Here is a 17796-nt window from a genome sequence, read left to right on the forward strand (position 1 = left end):
TTGAAACACTCCGGGTTGAGTTGCTCTACTAGGACAAGAGGGGTTGACCCCTTTAGTCCAGAGCACCAGCCAGATGCCGGGTTTTGTCTGGATTGCGGGTCACATAGATCTTTGTGATCCTGCCATTCGTGATTTCCAGAGACGTCGCCTGCAGGATACCGTCCTCCGCTTGGTTCAGCACTGCCGGGAGGCCGTTCAGGCGGCAAAAACGCCAGCGTTTCGGAAGCGTGTTGGCAAACTTGCGTGCGATACCTTCCATGAGCCGCAGCACTTTGTCCCGGCCGTAAATCGGATTGAGGGCGGCCATCGCCTTGCCGCCGCCGTCAGAGATCAGCTGCACATCCTGCGCCAGAAGCTGGGTTAGCGTTGCTGTGTCACCGGTTCTGGACGCGCGAAAGAAGGCCTCGGTCAATTCCCGCCCCTGATCCGGGTCCGCGGGGCGCTCTGGCCGCAGCTTCTGCACTTTGCGCCGCGCCCGCGCAGAGAGCTGCCGGCAAGCGTCAGGGGTGCGGTTGAGGGCGGTGGCAATGTCACCGTATGAGCTGTCAAAGATGTCATGCAGCAGGAAGGCAGCACGTTCCAGCGGTGAAAGGGTTTCCAGTGCCAGCAGAAGGGCAATCGAGACGTCATGATCCAACTGATCAGCCACGTCCTCGGTCAGCAGAGGCTCCGGCAGCCATTCGCCGGGATACGTCTCGCGCCGCACCCGGGCCGATTTCAGCTGGTCCAGGCACAGCCGGGTGGTGATCCGCATCAGGTAGCCTGTAGGGTCCTGCACGTCCTTCCGGGGTGCAGTCTGCCAGCGCAGGAACGCATCCTGCAGGATGTCTTCGGCGTCGCTGACCGTGCCCAGCATCCGGTAGGCGGCCGCAAACAATCGCGGCCGCGCTGTCAGGAACGCGTCGGTTCCTTCGTCCCTTTCCTGAGCTGTCACGCGGCGTTGGCCTCCTCAGCGGCAGGATGCGGGGTGCGGAAGCCGATTGCAATGCGGTTCCAGGCGTTGATGGCGCTGATCAACAGTGTCAGCACCACTTGCTCACGTGGAGAGAACAGCCTGGTTGCTTCCTCGTAATCCGCATCCGGGGCACCGGTTGTTTCCACCCGCGTCAGCGCTTCGCACCAGGCCAGCGCGGCACGTTCCCTCTTCGAGTAGAGAGAGGATTCCCGCCATGCATTCAGCAGTTGCATCCGGTCCTCGCTTTCACCATGTGCGCGCAGGTCGTGGCTGTGCATGTGGATGCAGAAGGCGCAGCCGTTGATCTGCGAGGCCCGCAGTTTCACCAGTTCCACCAGGCTGTGCTCCAGCGTGCTGTCCTTGAACAGCTTCTCCTGCTCCAGCATCGGCTGGAACAGTTCGGGAGCAATGGCGAAGTAGTCTAGGCGTTGGGTCATAGTTCTGTTCCTTTCTAATCGCTTCAGGAACAGGACGAGGCAGCCAGGGCGTTTGTGACACCTACGGTAAAAAATACTTCAAAAAATTGAGGCGCCCCATCGGCGCCCCGGTAGATATCAGCGTTTGCCGTAGTAGAGGCCAACCACATGTTCGGCCTGGGCAAAGAAAAGCCAGCGTGAGGTGGCGACGCCTGCGAGATGTGACAGCACCGCGAGGGCGGCAAACACATGCTTGATCACGATGCCCTGAACCGGGGTAAGGATCAGCATCAGCGGCAGGGCAAAGCCGAGGATAAAGGCAATCATCCGCAGCTTCTGCGCGTGCTTGCGGCCGACCACATGCACAAACTCGCGCAAGAGATAGTTGGAGCCGGTGTGCGGCGGTTCAAAGGCGCGGACCGCGCCGCGGTCGCCAAGGCCGGTGGCGGTGCCCAGACTGGTGCCAGAGTTTTCAAGCGCCTTATCGCCCTTGGTCCAATAGGCCAGCTGCACCGCGCCTGCGATGGCCAGCAGCCAGGGCGCCACCGACTCCGCTCCGGCCAGCAGCGCGCCGCCTGCCAGGCTGAAAGACAGAAACATTGCAGGCGTCAATTCCATGTTCCAGCGCGGGATGGTTTTCAATTGGGTGTAGATCATTGAGGTGGTGAAGACGGTGGCCAGGCTCAATGCCGCACCGATCCAGCCCAGCAGAGTCCACTGGCTGTCCATGAAGACCGCGCCAAGCGCATAAAAGCCCATGACGATCAGAGCTCCGACCGCGCAGACGCCTTCACGGCTGAGCCAGCTGGTTTTCCACTGGGTGAGGGCGCGCCAGGCGCGCTCCGGGTGGCCCAGGTGGAAGGTCGAGGCCAACAGGCCGCCGCAGGCCAGGCCAAAGGCAATGGCATAGAACACGAAGGCTACTGTGCCGGTCACAGCTGGCTGACCGAGCCCGAGGAAGAACAGCAGGCCAAAACCCAGACCCGACAGGGTGGTAAAGATGATGACTGAGGGTGCAGGATGCATCAGTTCGCTCCTCCCGGAAGTTTGTCGAGGGCCTTGTCCAGCCAGCCCATGAAGCCCTGCGGCTCCTCAGCAACCGGCGCAAGCAGCGGGGCGAGAATGTCGATCTGCTCCTCTATCTGGTCCTTGGGGCGGGGCGGCAGGTATTTATTTACCGGTTTGGTGCCCAATTCCGGCATCAGGTCCATGCCGCCGCGCTCTGCCACCAGTTTAGAGACATCACTGTCCGGGTCGCCTAGATCGCCGAAATGCCGCGCGCCTGCGGGGCAGGTGCGCACGCAGGAGGGGATGCGGTCCACCTCCGGCAGGTTCTCGTTATAGATCCTGTCAACGCAGAGGGTGCATTTCTTCATCACGCCCTCGGCCAAGTCCAGTTCCCGCGCGCCATACGGGCAGGACCAAGCGCAAAGGCCGCAGCCGATGCAGTGGTCCTCGTTCACCAGCACGATGCCGTCCTCGGCGCGCTTGTAGCTGGCGCCGGTGGGGCAGACGGTGACGCAAGGCGCGTCCTCGCAGTGCAGGCAGGACTTGGGGAAATGAATCAGCTGCGCATGGCCGTCCGCGGGCTGCACCTCATAGGAGTGAACCCGGTTCAGGAAGGTGCCTGAAGGATCGCCGCCATAGGGATTCTGATCACTGAGCGGCGCGCCGTAGTTTTCCGTGTTCCAGCCTTTGCAGGAGATCACGCAGGCATGGCAGCCGACGCAGGTGTCCAGGTCGATGACCAGGCCCATCTTGCGTTCTGTGGAGTTGGGGAGCTCGGTCATTTGCCTACTTTCCACTTCAGTTCTTTCGGGCCGGTGCCGACCGGGGACTCTTGCGCCGGGAAGGCCGGCTGGCTTTCCTGCAGGTCAGAAGGCGTCGCGGCCTTTTCGATTTTGACTTTGAGGTCGAACCAGGCCGCCTGGCCGGTGATCGGGTCTGAGTTCGCCCACCGCATGCCGTCGCCCTTGGCGGGCAGCAACTCGTGGATCAGGTGATTGAGCAGGAAGCCCTTGGTGGCCTCCGGCGCATCCTGTTCCAGTGCCCATGCGCCTTTGCGCTTGCCGATGGCGTTCCAGGTCCAGACGGTGTTGTCATTGAGTGCCGCCATCTCCATCACCGGCACGGTGATTTCCCCGTGCGGCGAGGTGACCTTGGCCCAGTCGCCGTCCTGCAGCCCATGCTCGCGCATCAGCTTGGTTGGGACATATAGCGGATTGCGTCCATGCAGCTGCCGCAGCCAGGCGTTTTGGGTGCCCCAGGAGTGGTACATCGCCATCGGGCGCTGGGTTAGCGCGTTGACTGTAAAACCCTCGTTGCCTTGCTGGTCGGTCTCGTACCAGATTGGCAGTGGGTCCATGACGTCCTTCACCCGCTGGCGCAGATGCTCGGGGGGCTGGCGTTCGCCGTGGCCCTCTGCAGCCAGCTGGAACTTGCGCATCGGCTCCACATAAAGCTGGAACAGATAGGGCTGCGGGCTGTCATAGATGCCCATGCCCACCGCCCAGTCCTGATAGGCGGTGTTCCAAGGTTTGTAGTAGTCCGCGCCGTCCGGGATGTGGGCGACGTAGAAACCGCCGTTTTCGATGTATTTGTCCAGCTGCTCAGGGTTCACTGCGCCGCGGCCTTCCTTGTCGCCGTTTTCACCGCGGAAGCCTGCCAGCGGGCCGATACCCGGCTTGCGCTCGTGGTTGACGATGTAGTCGGCGTAATCCTTCCACTTGGGCGTCCGGTCCTCGTTGGTGAAGTTCGGCAGCTTCATCCGGTTGGCGAGCTGGATCAGCACCGTCTGGAAGCCGCGGACATTCCGGTCCGGCTCAATCACCGGCCAGCGGATGGCATCTGCCGCTGCATCCGCTTCGCAGATCGGGCGGTCCAGCAGCGAAATGCAGTCGTGGCGCTCCAGATAGGTGGTGTCGGGCAGGATCAGATCGGCAAAGGCCACCATCTCCGACGAATAGGCATCCGAGTAGATGATATGCGGGATCTTGTAATCACCGTTTTCATCCTTGTCGGTCAGCATCTCCATTACACCCTTGGTGTTCATGGAGGAGTTCCACGACATGTTGGCCATGTACATGAACAGCGTGTCGATTTTGTAGGGATCGCCCGCATGCGCGTTGGAGATCACCATGTGCATGAGGCCATGGGCCGACATTGGGTTTTCCCAGGTGAAGGCCTTGTCGATGCGTGCGGGGCTGCCGTCTTCCTTCAATGCCAGGTGCTCCGGGCCGCGGACAAAGCCCAGGTGCGGGCCGTCCAGAGGGGTGTCGGGCGTAGATTTGCAGTGCGGCGTCGGGTGCGCCTCAACCGGCTTGGGGTAGGGCGGTTTGAAGCGGAAGCCGCCGGGAACCTCGACGGTGCCCAAGAGGATCTGCAGCACATGCAGCGCGCGGCAGGTCTGGAAGCCGTTCGCGTGTGCCGAAACCCCGCGCATCGAGTGCATGGAGACCGGGCGGCCCGTCATCTTGGAGTGTTTCTCACCGCGGAAGTCAGTCCATTCGACATCCAGCTCAAACGCCTCGTCAAAGGCGACGCGGGCCAGTTCGCCGGCAATGGCGCGGATGCGTTTCGCCGGGATGCCGCATTTGTCCGCCACCGCTTCAGGGGCGTATTCATCCGCCAGGTAGCGCTCGGCCATCAAGTGGAACACCGGGCGATGGATGGCGCCGTCTTTTTCGTAGACCGCCGACAGGTCCGGGCGCACGCCGGGCTGGTCAAACGGGGTCAGGTGGCCGGTATTGCGGTCGATGACCAGCATCTTGCCATCGTCGTCGCGCAGGAACAGGCCCTTGTCCGGCCCCTCTGACGCGTTGATCAGCACGGGCGCGTTAGTAAAGCGGCTGAGATAGTCGAGGTCGATCTTGCCAGCCTTCATCAGCACGTGGATCATCGACAGGATAAACAGGCCGTCAGTGCCGGGAGTTATGCCGACCCAGTCATCCGCCACCGCGTTATAGCCGGAGCGGATCGGATTGACGCCGATCACCCGCGCACCGCGCTTCTTGATCTTGCCGATGCCCATCTTGATCGGGTTGGAGTCGTGGTCCTCTGCCACGCCGAACAGCATGAACAGCTTGGTGTGTTCCCAGTCGGGCTGGCCGAATTCCCAAAACGCCCCGCCCATGGTGTAGATGCCAGCGGTCGCCATATTGACCGAGCAGAAGCCGCCATGCGCGGCGTAGTTCGGCGTGCCATAGCTTTGCGCCCAGAAACTGGTGAAGCTTTGCGACTGGTCGCGCCCGGTGAAAAACGCCAGCTGTTCCGGTGCCTCATGGCGGATCGGTTCCAGCCAGCCCACGGCAATGGCCAGCGCCTCGTCCCAGGTGATTTCCTTGAATTGCCCCGACCCCCGCGGCCCGGTTCGCATCATTGGCGCCCTCAGCCGAGAGGGGGCGTTGACCTGCATGATGCCTGCAGACCCTTTGGCGCACAAAACACCCTTGTTGACCGGGTGGTCGCGGTTGCCCTCGATGTAGGCGGCCTTGCCGTCCTTCATATGCACATTAATGCCGCAGCGGCAGGCGCACATGTAGCAGGTGGTCTTCCGGATCTCATCCGAAACCTTAGGCGAGGTGTTCAGGATTGGCTGCTGATGAGTCATGGGCGGGTCCTGTTGGGTGTTTCGGGCGACCGTATGACGGAAAGCCTCAATATGGGAATAGTGTTCTGCAACGGTTTAGTCTTTTGGAACATTTGTTCAAATTTCCGGGCGCTTGGCGCCCGTAGCCTGCAGGATGGTGACGGCGATGATCTGGGTGACATCCTCGGCACTGCAGCCGCGCGACAGGTCGTTGGCGGGTTTGGCCAGTCCCTGCAGAACCGGGCCGATGGCGGAGTAGCCGCCTAGCCGTTGGGTGATTTTGTAACCGATGTTACCGGCATCCAAGTTGGGAAAGATCATCACGTTGGCCTGGCCTGCGACGCCGGAGCCGGGTGCCTTGCGTTCACCCACCGACGGTACGAAGGCGGCATCGAATTGCAGTTCGCCATCGGCTGGCAGGTCCGGGTGTGTGTCCTGGAACAGCGCCAGGGCTTCAGTCACCTTGTCCACTGCCGGGTGCTTGGCGCTGCCCTTGGTGGAGAAGCTGAGAAAGGCCAGCTTAGGATCCACCCGCATAAGTGTGCTGGCTGACTGTGCTGAGGCAGCGGCGATCGACATCATTTCATTGGGACTTGGGTCAATCACCAGTCCGCAGTCGGAATAGAGCATCGCGCGGGCATCCTCTGGCGCGCTTGCAGGCGGGTACATCAGGAAAAAGGAAGAGACCATGCCTGCATCCGGCGCCATACCGATTACTTGGATCGCGCTGCGCACCACGTCGCCGGTTGTATGCACGGCACCGCCGACGGTGCCGGTAGCATGACCCAAGCGTACCAGCATGGCGGCATAGACCAGCGGGGTTTCAGCTGCAGCTCGGGCTTTTGCCTCATCCACGCCCTTGTGTTTGCGCAGATCATAGTACTCTGCCGCAAAGCTTGCAGTCAGATCCGAGGCGGCCGGGTCGTGGATCGCGACGCCTTCGCTGGCTTCGGCGCCCTCGGCTTGCAGCTCGGCTTCGACTTCAGCCTGCGGGCCGACCAGGATCACATCGGCGATGTCGGCCTGATGCGCGGCCAGGGCGCCTGCAACCACACGGGGGTCAGTGCCCTCGCTCAGCGCAACAACTGGACGGGTCGCCGGGGCTTCGGCCTTCAGCAGTTCGAGCGGGGACAAGGTTTGGGTCACGAGGGTCAGGTCCTGTAACAACGGTTTCGGGGCAGGGCGGGTATCAGAACGCCAGCCGCGCGATATTGATCAGCGAAAGCGCGGTCAGCATCAGAACCACCGCGCGGCGGAACAGCCTTTGCGAGACCGCCTTGAAACTATGGGACCCGGCCCAGATGCCGAGGCCCAGAATGGGAAAGGCCAGTAGGATGCCCGTCAGGGTTTCCGGTCCGACCAGTCCGTTTGCGGCCATAACCGGAAGCGCCATCAGGTCAATGCCGGTCAGGAACACGATCATCGTGGCCCGAAACACCGCAGGCGGAACCGGCTGCGCGGTCAGAAAGGCCGCCACGGGCAGGCCACCGACGCCGGCGCTGTTGGCAATGCCTGCAATGGCACCTACGCCTACATTGCCGTTGCGCCCGACAGGGCGCTCCAATTGCCAGCCGCTCAGCAGAACCAGGCTGAGGACCAGGATCAGGCTCGAGATTGCCAGCCGGGCTTCCTGCTCCCCCAGCCGCGCCATGATAGCGATGGCGGGCACGGTGGCGATGGCGGCGCCTGCCAGCAGGGCAATGGCCCGGTTCCAGTCGATATGCGGGCGGATGTCCCGTGCCTGAAAGACGGTCATGGCAATTTCGCAGGAAAACACCACCGGGATCAGCGGCAGCGGGTTGGTTGTCAAGGCTGCCAAAATGATGAAAATCGCGGAAAATCCGAAACCTGAGAAGCCCCGGATAACGGCCGCCGCGAATAACGCGGCGGCCAGAAATGCCCCTTGGCCGGTGGACAGGTCAAAGGGCAGATCCATGGTCTCAGACTTTCTGCGGACGCATGTCGTCCTTGCTGATGCCTGCAACCTGAACAGGTTTCTTCATCGCGTCGCGGCGGAAGGGCTCGCCCAGTTCCTGGTTGATCATCGCTTCAATCAGGGTGGTGATACCCTTTTTCTGGTCTTCGCAGGCCTGGCGCAGGGCGTCGGTCAACTCTTCTTGAGTGCGGGCAACAACACCTTTCAGGCCGCAAGCATTGGCGATACCGGCATAAGACACCTGGGTGTCCAGCTCGGTGCCGACAAAGTTGTCGTCGAACCACAGGGTGGAGTTACGCTTTTCAGCACCCCACTGGTAGTTGCGGAAGACAACCTGGGTCACGGCGGGCCATTCTTCGCGGCCGATTGCGGTCAGTTCGGTCACTGCGATACCGAAGGCACCGTCGCCGGAGAAGCCGACAACCGGAACGTCTGGGCAGCCGATTTTCGCACCGACAACCGCCGGCAGGCCATAGCCGCAGGGGCCGAACAGGCCGGGGGCCAGGTATTTGCGGCCTTCTTCAAACGACGGGTAGGCGTTGCCGATGGCGCAGTTGTTGCCGATGTCGGAGGAGATGATCGCATCCTTCGGCAGCCCGGCCTGGATCGCACGCCATGCACGGCGCGGCGACAGCCAGTCAGGCTTGGCAGCGCGGGCACGCTCGTTCCAGGTGGTGCCGGGATCGTCCTGCTCGCTGTCCATCGAGGACAGTTCCTGCGCCCAGGAGGATTTGGTGTGTGCGATCAGCGCCTTGCGCTCGTCGCGGCCCTCGTCGCCTGCGGTGCCGGACAGTTTGCCCAGGATGGTGTCTGCAACCTGCTTGGCGTCGCCGACGATGCCGACGGTGACTTTCTTGGTCAGGCCGATGCGGTCCGGGTTGATGTCAACCTGGATGATCTTCGCGTCGGTCGGCCAGTAGTCGATGCCGTAGCCGGGCAGGGTCGAGAACGGGTTCAGGCGGGTGCCCAGGGCCAGAACGACGTCGGCTTTGGAGATCAGTTCCATGCCGGCCTTGGAGCCGTTGTAGCCCAGCGGGCCAGCGAACAGCGGGTGCGAGCCGGGGAAGGCGTCGTTGTGCTGGTAGCCAACGCAGACCGGGGCGTCCAGGCGCTCGGCCAGGGCCATCGAGGAGGGGATCGCGCCGCCGATAACAACGCCGGCACCGTTCAGGATGACCGGGAACTTTGCGTTCGAAAGCAGCTCGGCTGCCTCATTGACCGCATCGGTGCCGCCTGCGGGGCGTTCAAAATCAACAACCGCCGGCAGCTCGATGTCGACGACTTGGGTGAAGTAGTCGCGCGGCACGTTGATCTGGGCCGGAGCAGAGTTGCGCTTGGCTTGCATGATCACGCGGTTCAGGACCTCTGCCATGCGGGACGGGTCGCGCACTTCTTCCTGGTAGCAGACGCAGTCGGCGAACATGCGCATCTGTTCCATTTCCTGGAAGCCGCCCTGACCCATGGTCTTGTTTGCGGCTTGCGGGGTAACCAGCAGCAGCGGGGTATGGTTCCAGTAAGCGGTTTTGACAGCGGTGACGAAGTTGGTGATGCCGGGGCCGTTTTGCGCGATCATCATCGACATCTTGCCGGTGGCGCGGGTATAACCGTCTGCCATCATGCCGCCGGATCCCTCGTGGGCGCAATCCCAGAAGGTGATGCCCGCCGGCTCGAAGATGTCGGAGATCGGCATCATGGCCGAGCCGATAATACCAAAGGCATGCTCGATGCCGTGCATCTGAAGCACTTTGACGAAGGCTTCTTCGGTGGTCATTTTCATGGGTTTTGCTCCTGAGTGAGACGCATATTCCGCCCGGGCCAGACTGCCGGGAATTGACTCTGGTTTAGGGGGCAGTGGTGTGTCCGGTTAGGGCCAGTTGATCCACTGGAATAGGTCCAAATATGGACTCATGAAAATAGCCGGACGGTTTTTTCACATAAGGTTCAGCCGGTCACGCCTGCTGGAGCTCAAAAATATCAGGTATCGACAGATGATACTTCTGGTATCATTTTTTTACCTTGGGTGCGCGAGGGGAGGGAACCCGCTCAGCGCTGTTTCAGCGCTTGGGCCAGCAATGCCAGACCTGGTTCAATTCTGGTTGCAGGAATCGAGGAATAGCCAAGCCGGTAAAAATTCTGCTTGCGGTGCTCCGCAGAAAAGAAGGGGGCCCCGGGTTCGATGATCACACTTTTCGCGCGCAGCCGCTCTGCCACTGCAGTGGCGTCAACATCCTCGGGTGCCTGCATCCACAAAGCCGAACCGCCAAAGCTGCCGACGCCGGCAATGGTCAATCCATGCTTGCGGATCGCATCCTCTATAACGGCGCGCCGGTCGTGCAAAACCTTGGCTATGCGCCGGATCTGCGCGTCGTAATGGCCGAGAGAGAGGAAATATGCGACGGTACGCTGAACGTGTCCGGGCGGATGCCGGAGCACGCTGGCCCGCAAGGCGCGGGCCTGGCGGATAAATGGCTCCGAGCCGACCAGATAGCCAAGCCGCAGACCCGGAAAAAGCGACTTGGAGAAACTGCCCGCATAAATCACCCGGCCTTCGGTATCGAGAGACTTAAGTGATGGAGAGGGCGCACCAAGGAAGGACATCTCAAACTCGTAATCGTCCTCGACGATAACGGCATCAATTTCACTGGCGCGCTGAAGCAGTTCTTTGCGCCGTTCCATCGGCATCGTAAAGGTGGTCGGGCTCTGGTGGCTGGGCGTGCAGAAGATAACGTTTGTATCGTCGGGAATGCTTCCGGGAGGGAGGCCGCGCTCATCCACTGGAATACAATCGACCTGGCATCGGGTCTGTACTACCTGGTCGCGCAGAGTGTAGTAGGCCGGGTCTTCCACCGCCGCCCTTCGGCCGCGGTTCAGCAACAATTGGCAGGTGATCCAAAGTGCATTTTGGGCGCCGAGCGTGATCAGGATCTCTTCTGGACGTGCCGTGATCCCGCGCCGTGGCAGTGTGTGCCGGGCGATATATTCGATCAGCAGCGGGTCGTCCTGGTCAAAATAGTCATTGGCCAGTGCAGAGAAGTCTTTTTGTCCCAATGCACGCAGGGCGCAAAGCCGCCAGTTGGCGTGGTCAAAAAGCGAGGCGTCTGCCTGGCCATAGATGAAGGGATAACGGTATTCGCGCCAGTCCTGCGGTTTGCGCGGGGTGTCGCCGCCGGTGAAGCTGCGTGCCATCACCTTGCCCCAGTCAAGCGTATCGCCAGTTTTCTGCTGCGGCGTATAGGAGGGCGGCACCGGTGCATTGTCAGAGACAAAATACCCGGACCGCCCGCGTGAGGTGAGGTAGTCATTGGCCAGCAATTCAGTGTAGGCCAGCGTGACAGTGATCCGGCTGATGCCCAGGTGTGCTGCCAGCTTGCGCGAGGACGGCAGTTTCTCCCCAACCCGGAAGCGGCCGGACAGAATGCCTTCGGCAATCATTTCCTGGATCTGGGCCTGCAAGGTTCCCTGGGCGTCCGGGTTCAGAAAGAAGGTGTCAACTGAGATGGCCATGCAGGCCACCTTAGGGTGGACCTAAACGGGGCGCAATCTGGACTTAGGGCCAGTTTGGAGGAATCTGCAGCTTGCTCTGGCTGGCGTGCGGTGCCAGCGTGCCGCCATGTTTAAATTCCTTGGCCATCTGGCAATCGTTGTTCTTTTGACACTTCTCACTCAGCTCGGGGGGATTGCCTGGCTTGGGGCACTTTTGTTCCGCCGCAGGCTGGTGCCGTTCGTTTTGCTCTACGCGGGTCTCAGCCTGTCCGCCACTTGGGCTGCGCCGCAATTCGGGCGGGTTGCCCTCAGTTGCTGGGAAGATAGCTCCCTGCAAGTGCAGTCCTGGCTCTATTGCGCGATGAACCGGAACTACGTGTCGCCGGAATTGGCGGAGGTTCTGCAGGACACGGCAGCAGCGGTGGACGCAGACTATCCGGGCACTGTCACGCAGGTTCTTGATGCGAATTTTCCGTTCGTTGCCGGCTTTCCGCTGCTTCCGCACTTGTCCCACCATGATGGCCGCAAGGCGGATCTCGCTTTCTTCTATGCGGATGCAACCGGTTTCAGCCCCAAGGCTACCAGGTCTCCGATCGGCTATTTTGCCTTTGAGCAGGGGCCGTCGGAGTGTCCCGGTGCCTGGTTTACTCTGCGCTGGGATCTTCAGGTGCTGCAGCCGATGTGGCGGGAATTGTATATAGACACGGATCGCACCCGCCGCCTGCTGCAGGTTTTGATGGCAGACGGCAGGGTTGAGAAGGTTTTTCTGGAACCGCATCTGCAGGAGCGGCTGGGATTGCGTTCCAGCAAGCTGCGTTTTCAGGGCTGCCGTGCAGCACGGCATGACGATCACATCCATTTGCAGCTTTCGATAGGCTAGCGGTGTTCTCCTCTTGCAATGCGCCTTTATCACTATAAAACTAGTTATATCGAATCAAGTAGGGGTTGGATTCATGGAATGGGAAGAGGCTGCACAGGGCTTTGCGGCCATGGGGTCCGAAGCAAGGTTGCAAGTGCTGCGATGCCTGATACGCGCAGGCGATCACGGGCTGACTGTTGGGGAGATCCAGAGCCGCACCGGCATTGCGCCCTCGACGCTGGCGCATCATCTGAAGTTCCTGGCTGCAGCAGGGGTGGTGGTACAGGCGCGCGAGGGGCGCAGCACCTCCTGCCGGGCCGACTACAAACGGCTGGAAGCGCTGGCCGGCTTCATCTTGCAGGAATGCTGCGCGGATGCAGGCAAAAAGGGGACAAGCGATGGCTGATCTGACACAAAGCCCCCGCCGCGCGAAGTTGTTGGGCAACGGGCTGAAGACGCCCTGGGCTCTGAGCATTGCTCTGCTGGCAGGCGCTGCTGTCCTTGATCCGGGCAACTTCCGTTCTGTTCTGGAGTTTGCCCTCACAGCGTTGGGCAGTACGGCCCGCTACATCCTGTTTGCTGTGCTGCTGCTCGCCTATCTCAAGGCGACGGGCGCAGAAATGATGGTTGCCCGTGCCTTTGAGGGCCGTGAAACTAGGATGATATTCCTCGCCGCGCTGTTTGGCGGGCTGGCGCCGTTTTGCTCTTGCGAAGTGATCCCGTTCATTGCCGGGCTGCTGGCGCTGGGCGCGCCCTTGTCGGCGGTAATGGCCTTTTGGCTGTCCTCGCCGCTGATCGACCCGCCGACGCTTTTAATCACCGCAGGGGCTTTGGGCTGGCCCTTCGCTATCGGTAAGGCGGTGGCTGCCGTTGCGTTGGGGCTGTTTGGCGGCTTTGCCATCAAGCTGCTGCGGGGGCAGGGTGTATTCACCAATCCGCTGCGCAAGCAGGAGACCCAGAGCTGCTGCGGCTGCGGCGGGCCAAAGCCGGATTCCAAGCCGAGCTGGCGCTTTTGGACCGAGGGCGACCGCAGGGTGAAGTTCCGCGAAGAGTTAGTCTCCAATGGGCTGTTCCTGCTGAAATGGCTGGCCCTGGCCTATGTTCTGGAGTCGCTTCTGGTCCACTATGTTCCGGCCGATGTGATCGCCGGGCTGGTGGGAGGTGAAGGTGTTCTGCCGATTGCCATTGCTGCACTGGTCGGCATGCCAGCCTACCTTAACTCCTATGTCGCGCCACCGCTGCTGGCGGGATTGATGGAGCAGGGAATGAGCGCAGGTGCGGCCATGGCATTTATGGTGGCGGGTGCAGTCAGCTCTGTTCCCGCCATGGCGGCGGTCTGGTCGCTGGTGAAACCGAAGGTTTTTGCAGCCTATCTGAGCCTGGGCGTGAGCGGTGCCGTGCTGTCGGGTATTCTGTTCCAGCTGGTTTGAAGTGCGCGGAGGGCAGGGCTCTCCCGCCTGCTGAGAAGCAATCGAAGACTGCAGTTTGCCCGTTGGGCCAGGCGCCGTGCTTTCGCGCGGCGCCGATAGTCATTACTCAATAGCCTGAGGTGGACTGTGGTGCCGCCCAGAGGCCACTCCCGATTTTTGTTTGAAGAAATCGCGTCAAGGATGGGCCGTTTGGCAGCCGGACCTCGCGCCCCCTAAACCGGCGGCACGAAATAAGAAAACGCCCCGGACAATCCGGGGCGCAGTTTGTTCGTCCAACAGGGAGAGGTTGTCAGCCGAAAACTTTGGTCAGAGCTTTGTCGACCGCATCGCAGATCGCATCGATGTCGTCCGCGGTGGCGATCAGCGCCGGGCTGAAGCACAGGGTGTTGTTGCGGCCCGGGAGCGAGCGGTTGGTGACGCCGATGATCACACCCTGCGCTCCGCATTCCGCGACGACCTGCTGGGCCAGCTTCTCGTCCACCGGCTCCTTGGTATCGCGATCCTGCACCAGCTCGGCACCCAGGAACAGACCCTTGCCGCGTACATCGCCGATCACGGCGTGCTTCTCTTGCAGCTTGCGCAGGTTGTCCAGCATCCGCTCGCCCATGGCTGCGCAGTTATCCAGCAGGTTTTCGTCCTCGATGATCTGCATGTTCACCAGCGCCGCTGCGGGGCCCGCGGTGCAGCCGCCGAAGGTGGAAATGTCGCGGAAGTAGTTCATCGGATCGGAGGTGTCGTCCTTGAACATCTCAAAGACTTCCTCAGTGGTAACCATACAGGCAATCGCCGCATAACCGGAGGCCACACCTTTGGCCATAGTCACGAAATCGGGCTTGATGCCGTACTGCTGATAGCCGAACCATTTTCCGGTACGGCCAACGCCGCAGACAACCTCGTCGATATGCAGCAGCACATCGTACTTCTTACAGATCTCCTGCACACGCTCCCAATAGCCTTCCGGCGCTTCGATCACGCCGCCGCCCGCGGTCACCGGCTCCAGGCACAGGGCACCAACGGTTTCCGGGCCTTCCCGCAGGATGACTTCTTCGATGGCGTCAGCAGCGGCGATGCCGAATTCGCGGCCCGAAAGATGCTCCAGGCCCAACTCATGCTTGCGGTATTCCATGCAGTGAGGCACGCGGACAAAGTCGGGGGCAAAGGGGCCGTACTGGGCGTTGCGCTCATCCTGGCCGCCTGCCGACATAGTTGCCAGGGTGGAGCCGTGGTAATCGCGGTCGCGGTACAGGATCTTGGTTTTCTTGCCGCCATATTTCTTGTGGGCGATCTGGCGGACCATCTTGAAGGCCTTCTCGTTGGCCTCGGAACCGGAGTTGGTGTAGTAGACGCGGGTCATGCCCGGCATCTTGGAGATCAACTTCTCTGCGAACAGCGCGCCCGGGATGGAGCCCGCGGAGTTCGCAAAATAGCAGACCTTCATAAGCTGGTCGTATACCGCCTTGCAAATGTTCTCGCGGCCGTAGCCGACGTTGACTGTCCAGACGCCGCCGGAAACCGCATCCAGGAACTCCTTGCCGTTCTGATCCCAAACGCGCATGCCCTTGCCTTCGACAATGATGCGCGGGTCGGAGCTTTCCAGCGCCTTGTGCTGGAACAGGTGGTGCCACATGTGGGCCTTGTCGGCCTCGACCACACGGGAGAGATCGTTTTCGTTGAACGTGCCGTCCATGACATGTCCTTTCGGCGTTAGAAGTGAATCAGGCTGCCTGGCACCCTACAGGGCTACTGAGGCGTATTATGTACCAGAAACGTCAGATTCCGAGAATTCGTTAGGGCCAGAGCATGTGCTTGCTTAGGTCCAGAGGTTGCATGTTCAGCTTGCGTCGGCAAGGCGTCGCCGGATGTGCTCTGCTTCAGAACAAATGTTCTGGAGTTGTGATGTTGAGATTGCTTGTGCTGATAGCCCAAGGTTCCGTCGGCCGTGGCCTGCATCGCGGCAGGACTTGCTGCATAGGAGGCAGACAGTGGCAGAGTACAAATTGATGGTTGCACCGAATGGCGCCCGGCGCACACGTGCGGATCATCCGCAACTGCCGGTGACGCCCGAACAGACAGCACAGGCCGCCGCCGCTTGTTTTTCCGAGGGGGCCAGGGCTTTGCATTTACATGTGCGGGACGCTGAAGGGCGCCATTCACTGGACGCAGGCCGCTACCGTGAAGCCCTTGATGCAGTGCGGGAAAGCGCGCCGGCAATGGCGGTGCAGATCACCACGGAAAGCGCCGGGCTTTACAACGTGGAGGACCAGTTCACCTGTCTGGACAAGCTGCGCCCTGCAGCGGCCTCTGTCTCGGTGAGGGAAATGGCCCGGGACGCGGAGCTTGCCGCGCGCGCCTATGCCCTGTGCGCGGAAGCAGGCACGGAAGTGCAGCATATCCTGTACGGTCCGGACTGCATCGCCCAACTGCGCGCCTGGTACCAGGACGGCACCGTTCCGGGTGTCATGCGCGATGCGATCTTTGTTCTGGGCACGTACAGCCCGCCTGTTCTGGCGAAGCCCAGGGGGCTCGCGGCCTTCCGTGACGCTGCGGCGGATATGCGTCTCAACTGGACTGTCTGTGCTTTTGGCCGGCATGAACGCGCCTGCCTGCTGGCTGCAATTGCTACGGGCGGGGATGCGCGAATCGGATTTGAGAATAACATCGAAACACCAGAGGGCGGGCTTCTTGCAGATAATGCAGCCTCGGTCGCCGCCTTCGTTCAGGCCGCAAAGGCCCAGGGCCATACGCTCAAGGAGTGCTGATCATGAGTCATGTCTTTCCCCGCCACACCAAAGCCAGCCTGCCCACTGCTGTTGCAGGCGACGGTTGTTACCTGATCGATGCCAGCGGCAAGCGCTATTTCGACGGCTCCGGTGGCGCGGCGGTCTCCTGCCTGGGCCATTCCGACGCCGATGTGATCAAGGCAGTGCAAGAGCAGGTTGGCAAATTGGCCTTTGCCCATACCGGTTTCCTCACCTCGGAACCGGCGGAAGAGCTGGCGGACTTGCTGGTGGCCAACGCGCCGGGAGATATCGATCGGGTCTATTTCGTCTCTGGCGGTTCCGAGGCGACCGAGGCGGCAATCAAACTTGCCCGCCAGTACCACCTGGAGCGCGGCGAGCCGCAGCGCCGCCACATCATTGCCCGCAAGCAAAGCTACCACGGCAACACTCTCGGTGCCTTGGCAGCAGGCGGCAACGAGTGGCGCCGCACGCAGTTTGCGCCGCTCTTGATCGAAATTTCCCACATCTCGCCTTGCTACGAATATGTGGGCAAGGCGGAAGGCGAGAGCAGCTATGACTATGGCCAGCGGGTTGCCAATGAGCTGGAGGCGGAAATTCTCCGCCTCGGCCCGGAAACCGTTATGGCCTTCATGGCGGAGCCGGTGGTTGGCGCCACCTCTGGCGCGGTGCCGGCGGTTGAGGGCTATTTCAAGCGTATCCGCGAGATCTGTGACAAGTATGGTGTGCTTCTGATTCTTGATGAAGTGATGTGCGGCATGGGCCGCACCGGCCATCTCTTTGCCTGCGAGGCCGACGGTGTGGCGCCCGATATCTTGTGTATCGCCAAAGGTCTGGGCGCAGGTTACCAGCCGATCGGAGCCATGCTTTGCACCAAGAGAATCTACGAGGCGATTGAGCACGGTTCCGGCTTCTTCCAGCACGGGCACACTTACATCGGCCATCCGGTGGCGACCGCTGCGGGTCTGGCTGTGGTCAAGGCAATGCTGGAGCGCGGGCTGGTGCAGCGTTGCGCCGAGATGGGAGAGAAGCTGCAAGCCGCGCTGGAGGAGCGCTTTGGCCAGCACCCGAACGTGGGCGACATCCGCGGTCGCGGGTTGTTTCGCGGAGTGGAGCTGGTCGCTGACCGCGAAACCAAAGCTCCCTTTGATCCGGGGCTGGGTTTGGCTGGGAAAATCAAAAAGGCAGCGTTTCAGGCCGGCTTGATCTGTTATCCGATGTCCGGCACCCGCGACGGCCGGAAGGGCGACCACATCCTGCTTGCACCGCCCTTTATCATCACCGGCGAACAGATCACTGAGGTGGTGGACAAGGTGGAAACGGCGATTGCTCAGTGTCTTCCTGCGGGCTGATCTTTGAGCACTAGGGAGCGGCCTGACCGATGACCGGGC

15 protein-coding genes are annotated in these 17796 nt (G+C 61.3%); 5 read left to right on the forward strand and 10 right to left on the reverse strand.

Annotation, left to right across the window (positions count from 1 at the left end; translation table 11 throughout):
• Positions 1 to 52 precede the first annotated feature (52 nt).
• The 9 genes from GC1_RS10705 to pdxR form a co-directional block, all read right to left on the reverse strand.
• Complete coding sequence (locus GC1_RS10705; RefSeq protein ID WP_019297260.1) at positions 53 to 934, reverse strand: sigma-70 family RNA polymerase sigma factor; 882 nt, start codon at positions 932 to 934, stop codon at positions 53 to 55.
• Positions 931 to 1392, reverse strand: a complete 462-nt coding sequence (locus GC1_RS10710) for a carboxymuconolactone decarboxylase family protein (RefSeq protein ID WP_019297259.1) — start codon at positions 1390 to 1392, stop codon at positions 931 to 933. Before GC1_RS10710 ends, GC1_RS10705 begins: the two co-directional genes overlap by 4 nt.
• Positions 1393 to 1509: 117 nt before the next feature.
• Complete coding sequence (locus GC1_RS10715) at positions 1510 to 2397, reverse strand: dimethyl sulfoxide reductase anchor subunit family protein (RefSeq protein ID WP_019297258.1); 888 nt, start codon at positions 2395 to 2397, stop codon at positions 1510 to 1512.
• Entirely contained in the window at positions 2397 to 3161 is a 765-nt protein-coding gene (locus GC1_RS10720) for a 4Fe-4S dicluster domain-containing protein (RefSeq protein ID WP_019297257.1), read from the reverse strand. Before GC1_RS10720 ends, GC1_RS10715 begins: the two co-directional genes overlap by 1 nt.
• Positions 3158 to 5980 carry a molybdopterin oxidoreductase family protein gene (locus GC1_RS10725; RefSeq protein ID WP_019297256.1) on the reverse strand — a complete coding sequence of 941 codons (2823 nt, stop codon included), beginning with the start codon at positions 5978 to 5980 and terminating at the stop codon, positions 3158 to 3160. The genes GC1_RS10720 and GC1_RS10725 overlap by 4 nt, the downstream gene beginning before the upstream one ends.
• Positions 5981 to 6076: 96 nt before the next feature.
• Positions 6077 to 7105 (reverse strand): phosphate acetyltransferase, encoded by a 1029-nt coding sequence (pta, locus tag GC1_RS10730; protein ID WP_036762338.1) that lies wholly within the window; start codon positions 7103 to 7105, stop codon positions 6077 to 6079.
• A gap of 43 nt (positions 7106 to 7148) precedes the next feature.
• Positions 7149 to 7895, reverse strand: a complete 747-nt coding sequence (locus GC1_RS10735) for a sulfite exporter TauE/SafE family protein (protein ID WP_019297254.1) — start codon at positions 7893 to 7895, stop codon at positions 7149 to 7151.
• A 4-nt stretch (positions 7896 to 7899) separates the two neighbouring features.
• Positions 7900 to 9672 (reverse strand): sulfoacetaldehyde acetyltransferase, encoded by a 1773-nt coding sequence (gene xsc / locus GC1_RS10740; protein WP_019297253.1) that lies wholly within the window; start codon positions 9670 to 9672, stop codon positions 7900 to 7902.
• Positions 9673 to 9938: 266 nt separating this feature from the next.
• Positions 9939 to 11399, reverse strand: coding sequence for a MocR-like pyridoxine biosynthesis transcription factor PdxR (gene pdxR / locus GC1_RS10745; protein WP_019297252.1), 1461 nt, complete (start codon positions 11397 to 11399; stop codon positions 9939 to 9941).
• 106 nt (positions 11400 to 11505) lie between these two features.
• Here pdxR and GC1_RS10750 point away from each other — a divergent pair, with 106 nt between their 5' ends.
• From GC1_RS10750 to GC1_RS10760, 3 genes are all read left to right on the forward strand, one after another.
• The gene (locus tag GC1_RS10750; RefSeq protein WP_029204918.1) at positions 11506 to 12258 is read left to right on the forward strand and encodes a membrane protein; all 753 of its coding nucleotides are present in this window, start codon (positions 11506 to 11508) and stop codon (positions 12256 to 12258) included.
• A 73-nt stretch (positions 12259 to 12331) separates the two neighbouring features.
• Positions 12332 to 12643, forward strand: coding sequence for an ArsR/SmtB family transcription factor (locus GC1_RS10755; RefSeq protein ID WP_019297250.1), 312 nt, complete (start codon positions 12332 to 12334; stop codon positions 12641 to 12643).
• Positions 12636 to 13667 carry a permease gene (locus GC1_RS10760; RefSeq protein ID WP_019297249.1) on the forward strand — a complete coding sequence of 344 codons (1032 nt, stop codon included), beginning with the start codon at positions 12636 to 12638 and terminating at the stop codon, positions 13665 to 13667. The genes GC1_RS10755 and GC1_RS10760 overlap by 8 nt, the downstream gene beginning before the upstream one ends.
• A gap of 289 nt (positions 13668 to 13956) precedes the next feature.
• On the opposite strand, the gene GC1_RS10765 is transcribed toward GC1_RS10760, so the two are convergent.
• Positions 13957 to 15354, reverse strand: a complete 1398-nt coding sequence (locus tag GC1_RS10765; RefSeq protein ID WP_019297248.1) for an aminotransferase family protein — start codon at positions 15352 to 15354, stop codon at positions 13957 to 13959.
• 295 nt (positions 15355 to 15649) lie between these two features.
• Here GC1_RS10765 and GC1_RS10770 point away from each other — a divergent pair, with 295 nt between their 5' ends.
• A complete protein-coding gene (locus GC1_RS10770) occupies positions 15650 to 16426 on the forward strand; it encodes a 3-keto-5-aminohexanoate cleavage protein (RefSeq protein ID WP_019297247.1) in 777 nt (258 codons plus the stop codon).
• 2 nt (positions 16427 to 16428) lie between these two features.
• The gene (locus GC1_RS10775) at positions 16429 to 17757 is read left to right on the forward strand and encodes an aspartate aminotransferase family protein (RefSeq protein WP_029204917.1); all 1329 of its coding nucleotides are present in this window, start codon (positions 16429 to 16431) and stop codon (positions 17755 to 17757) included.
• The last annotated feature ends 39 nt before the right edge of the window (positions 17758 to 17796 follow it).

The sequence above is a fragment of the Leisingera sp. ANG1 genome, from assembly GCF_000203975.2.
Taxonomy (GTDB): Bacteria; Pseudomonadota; Alphaproteobacteria; order Rhodobacterales; family Rhodobacteraceae; genus Leisingera.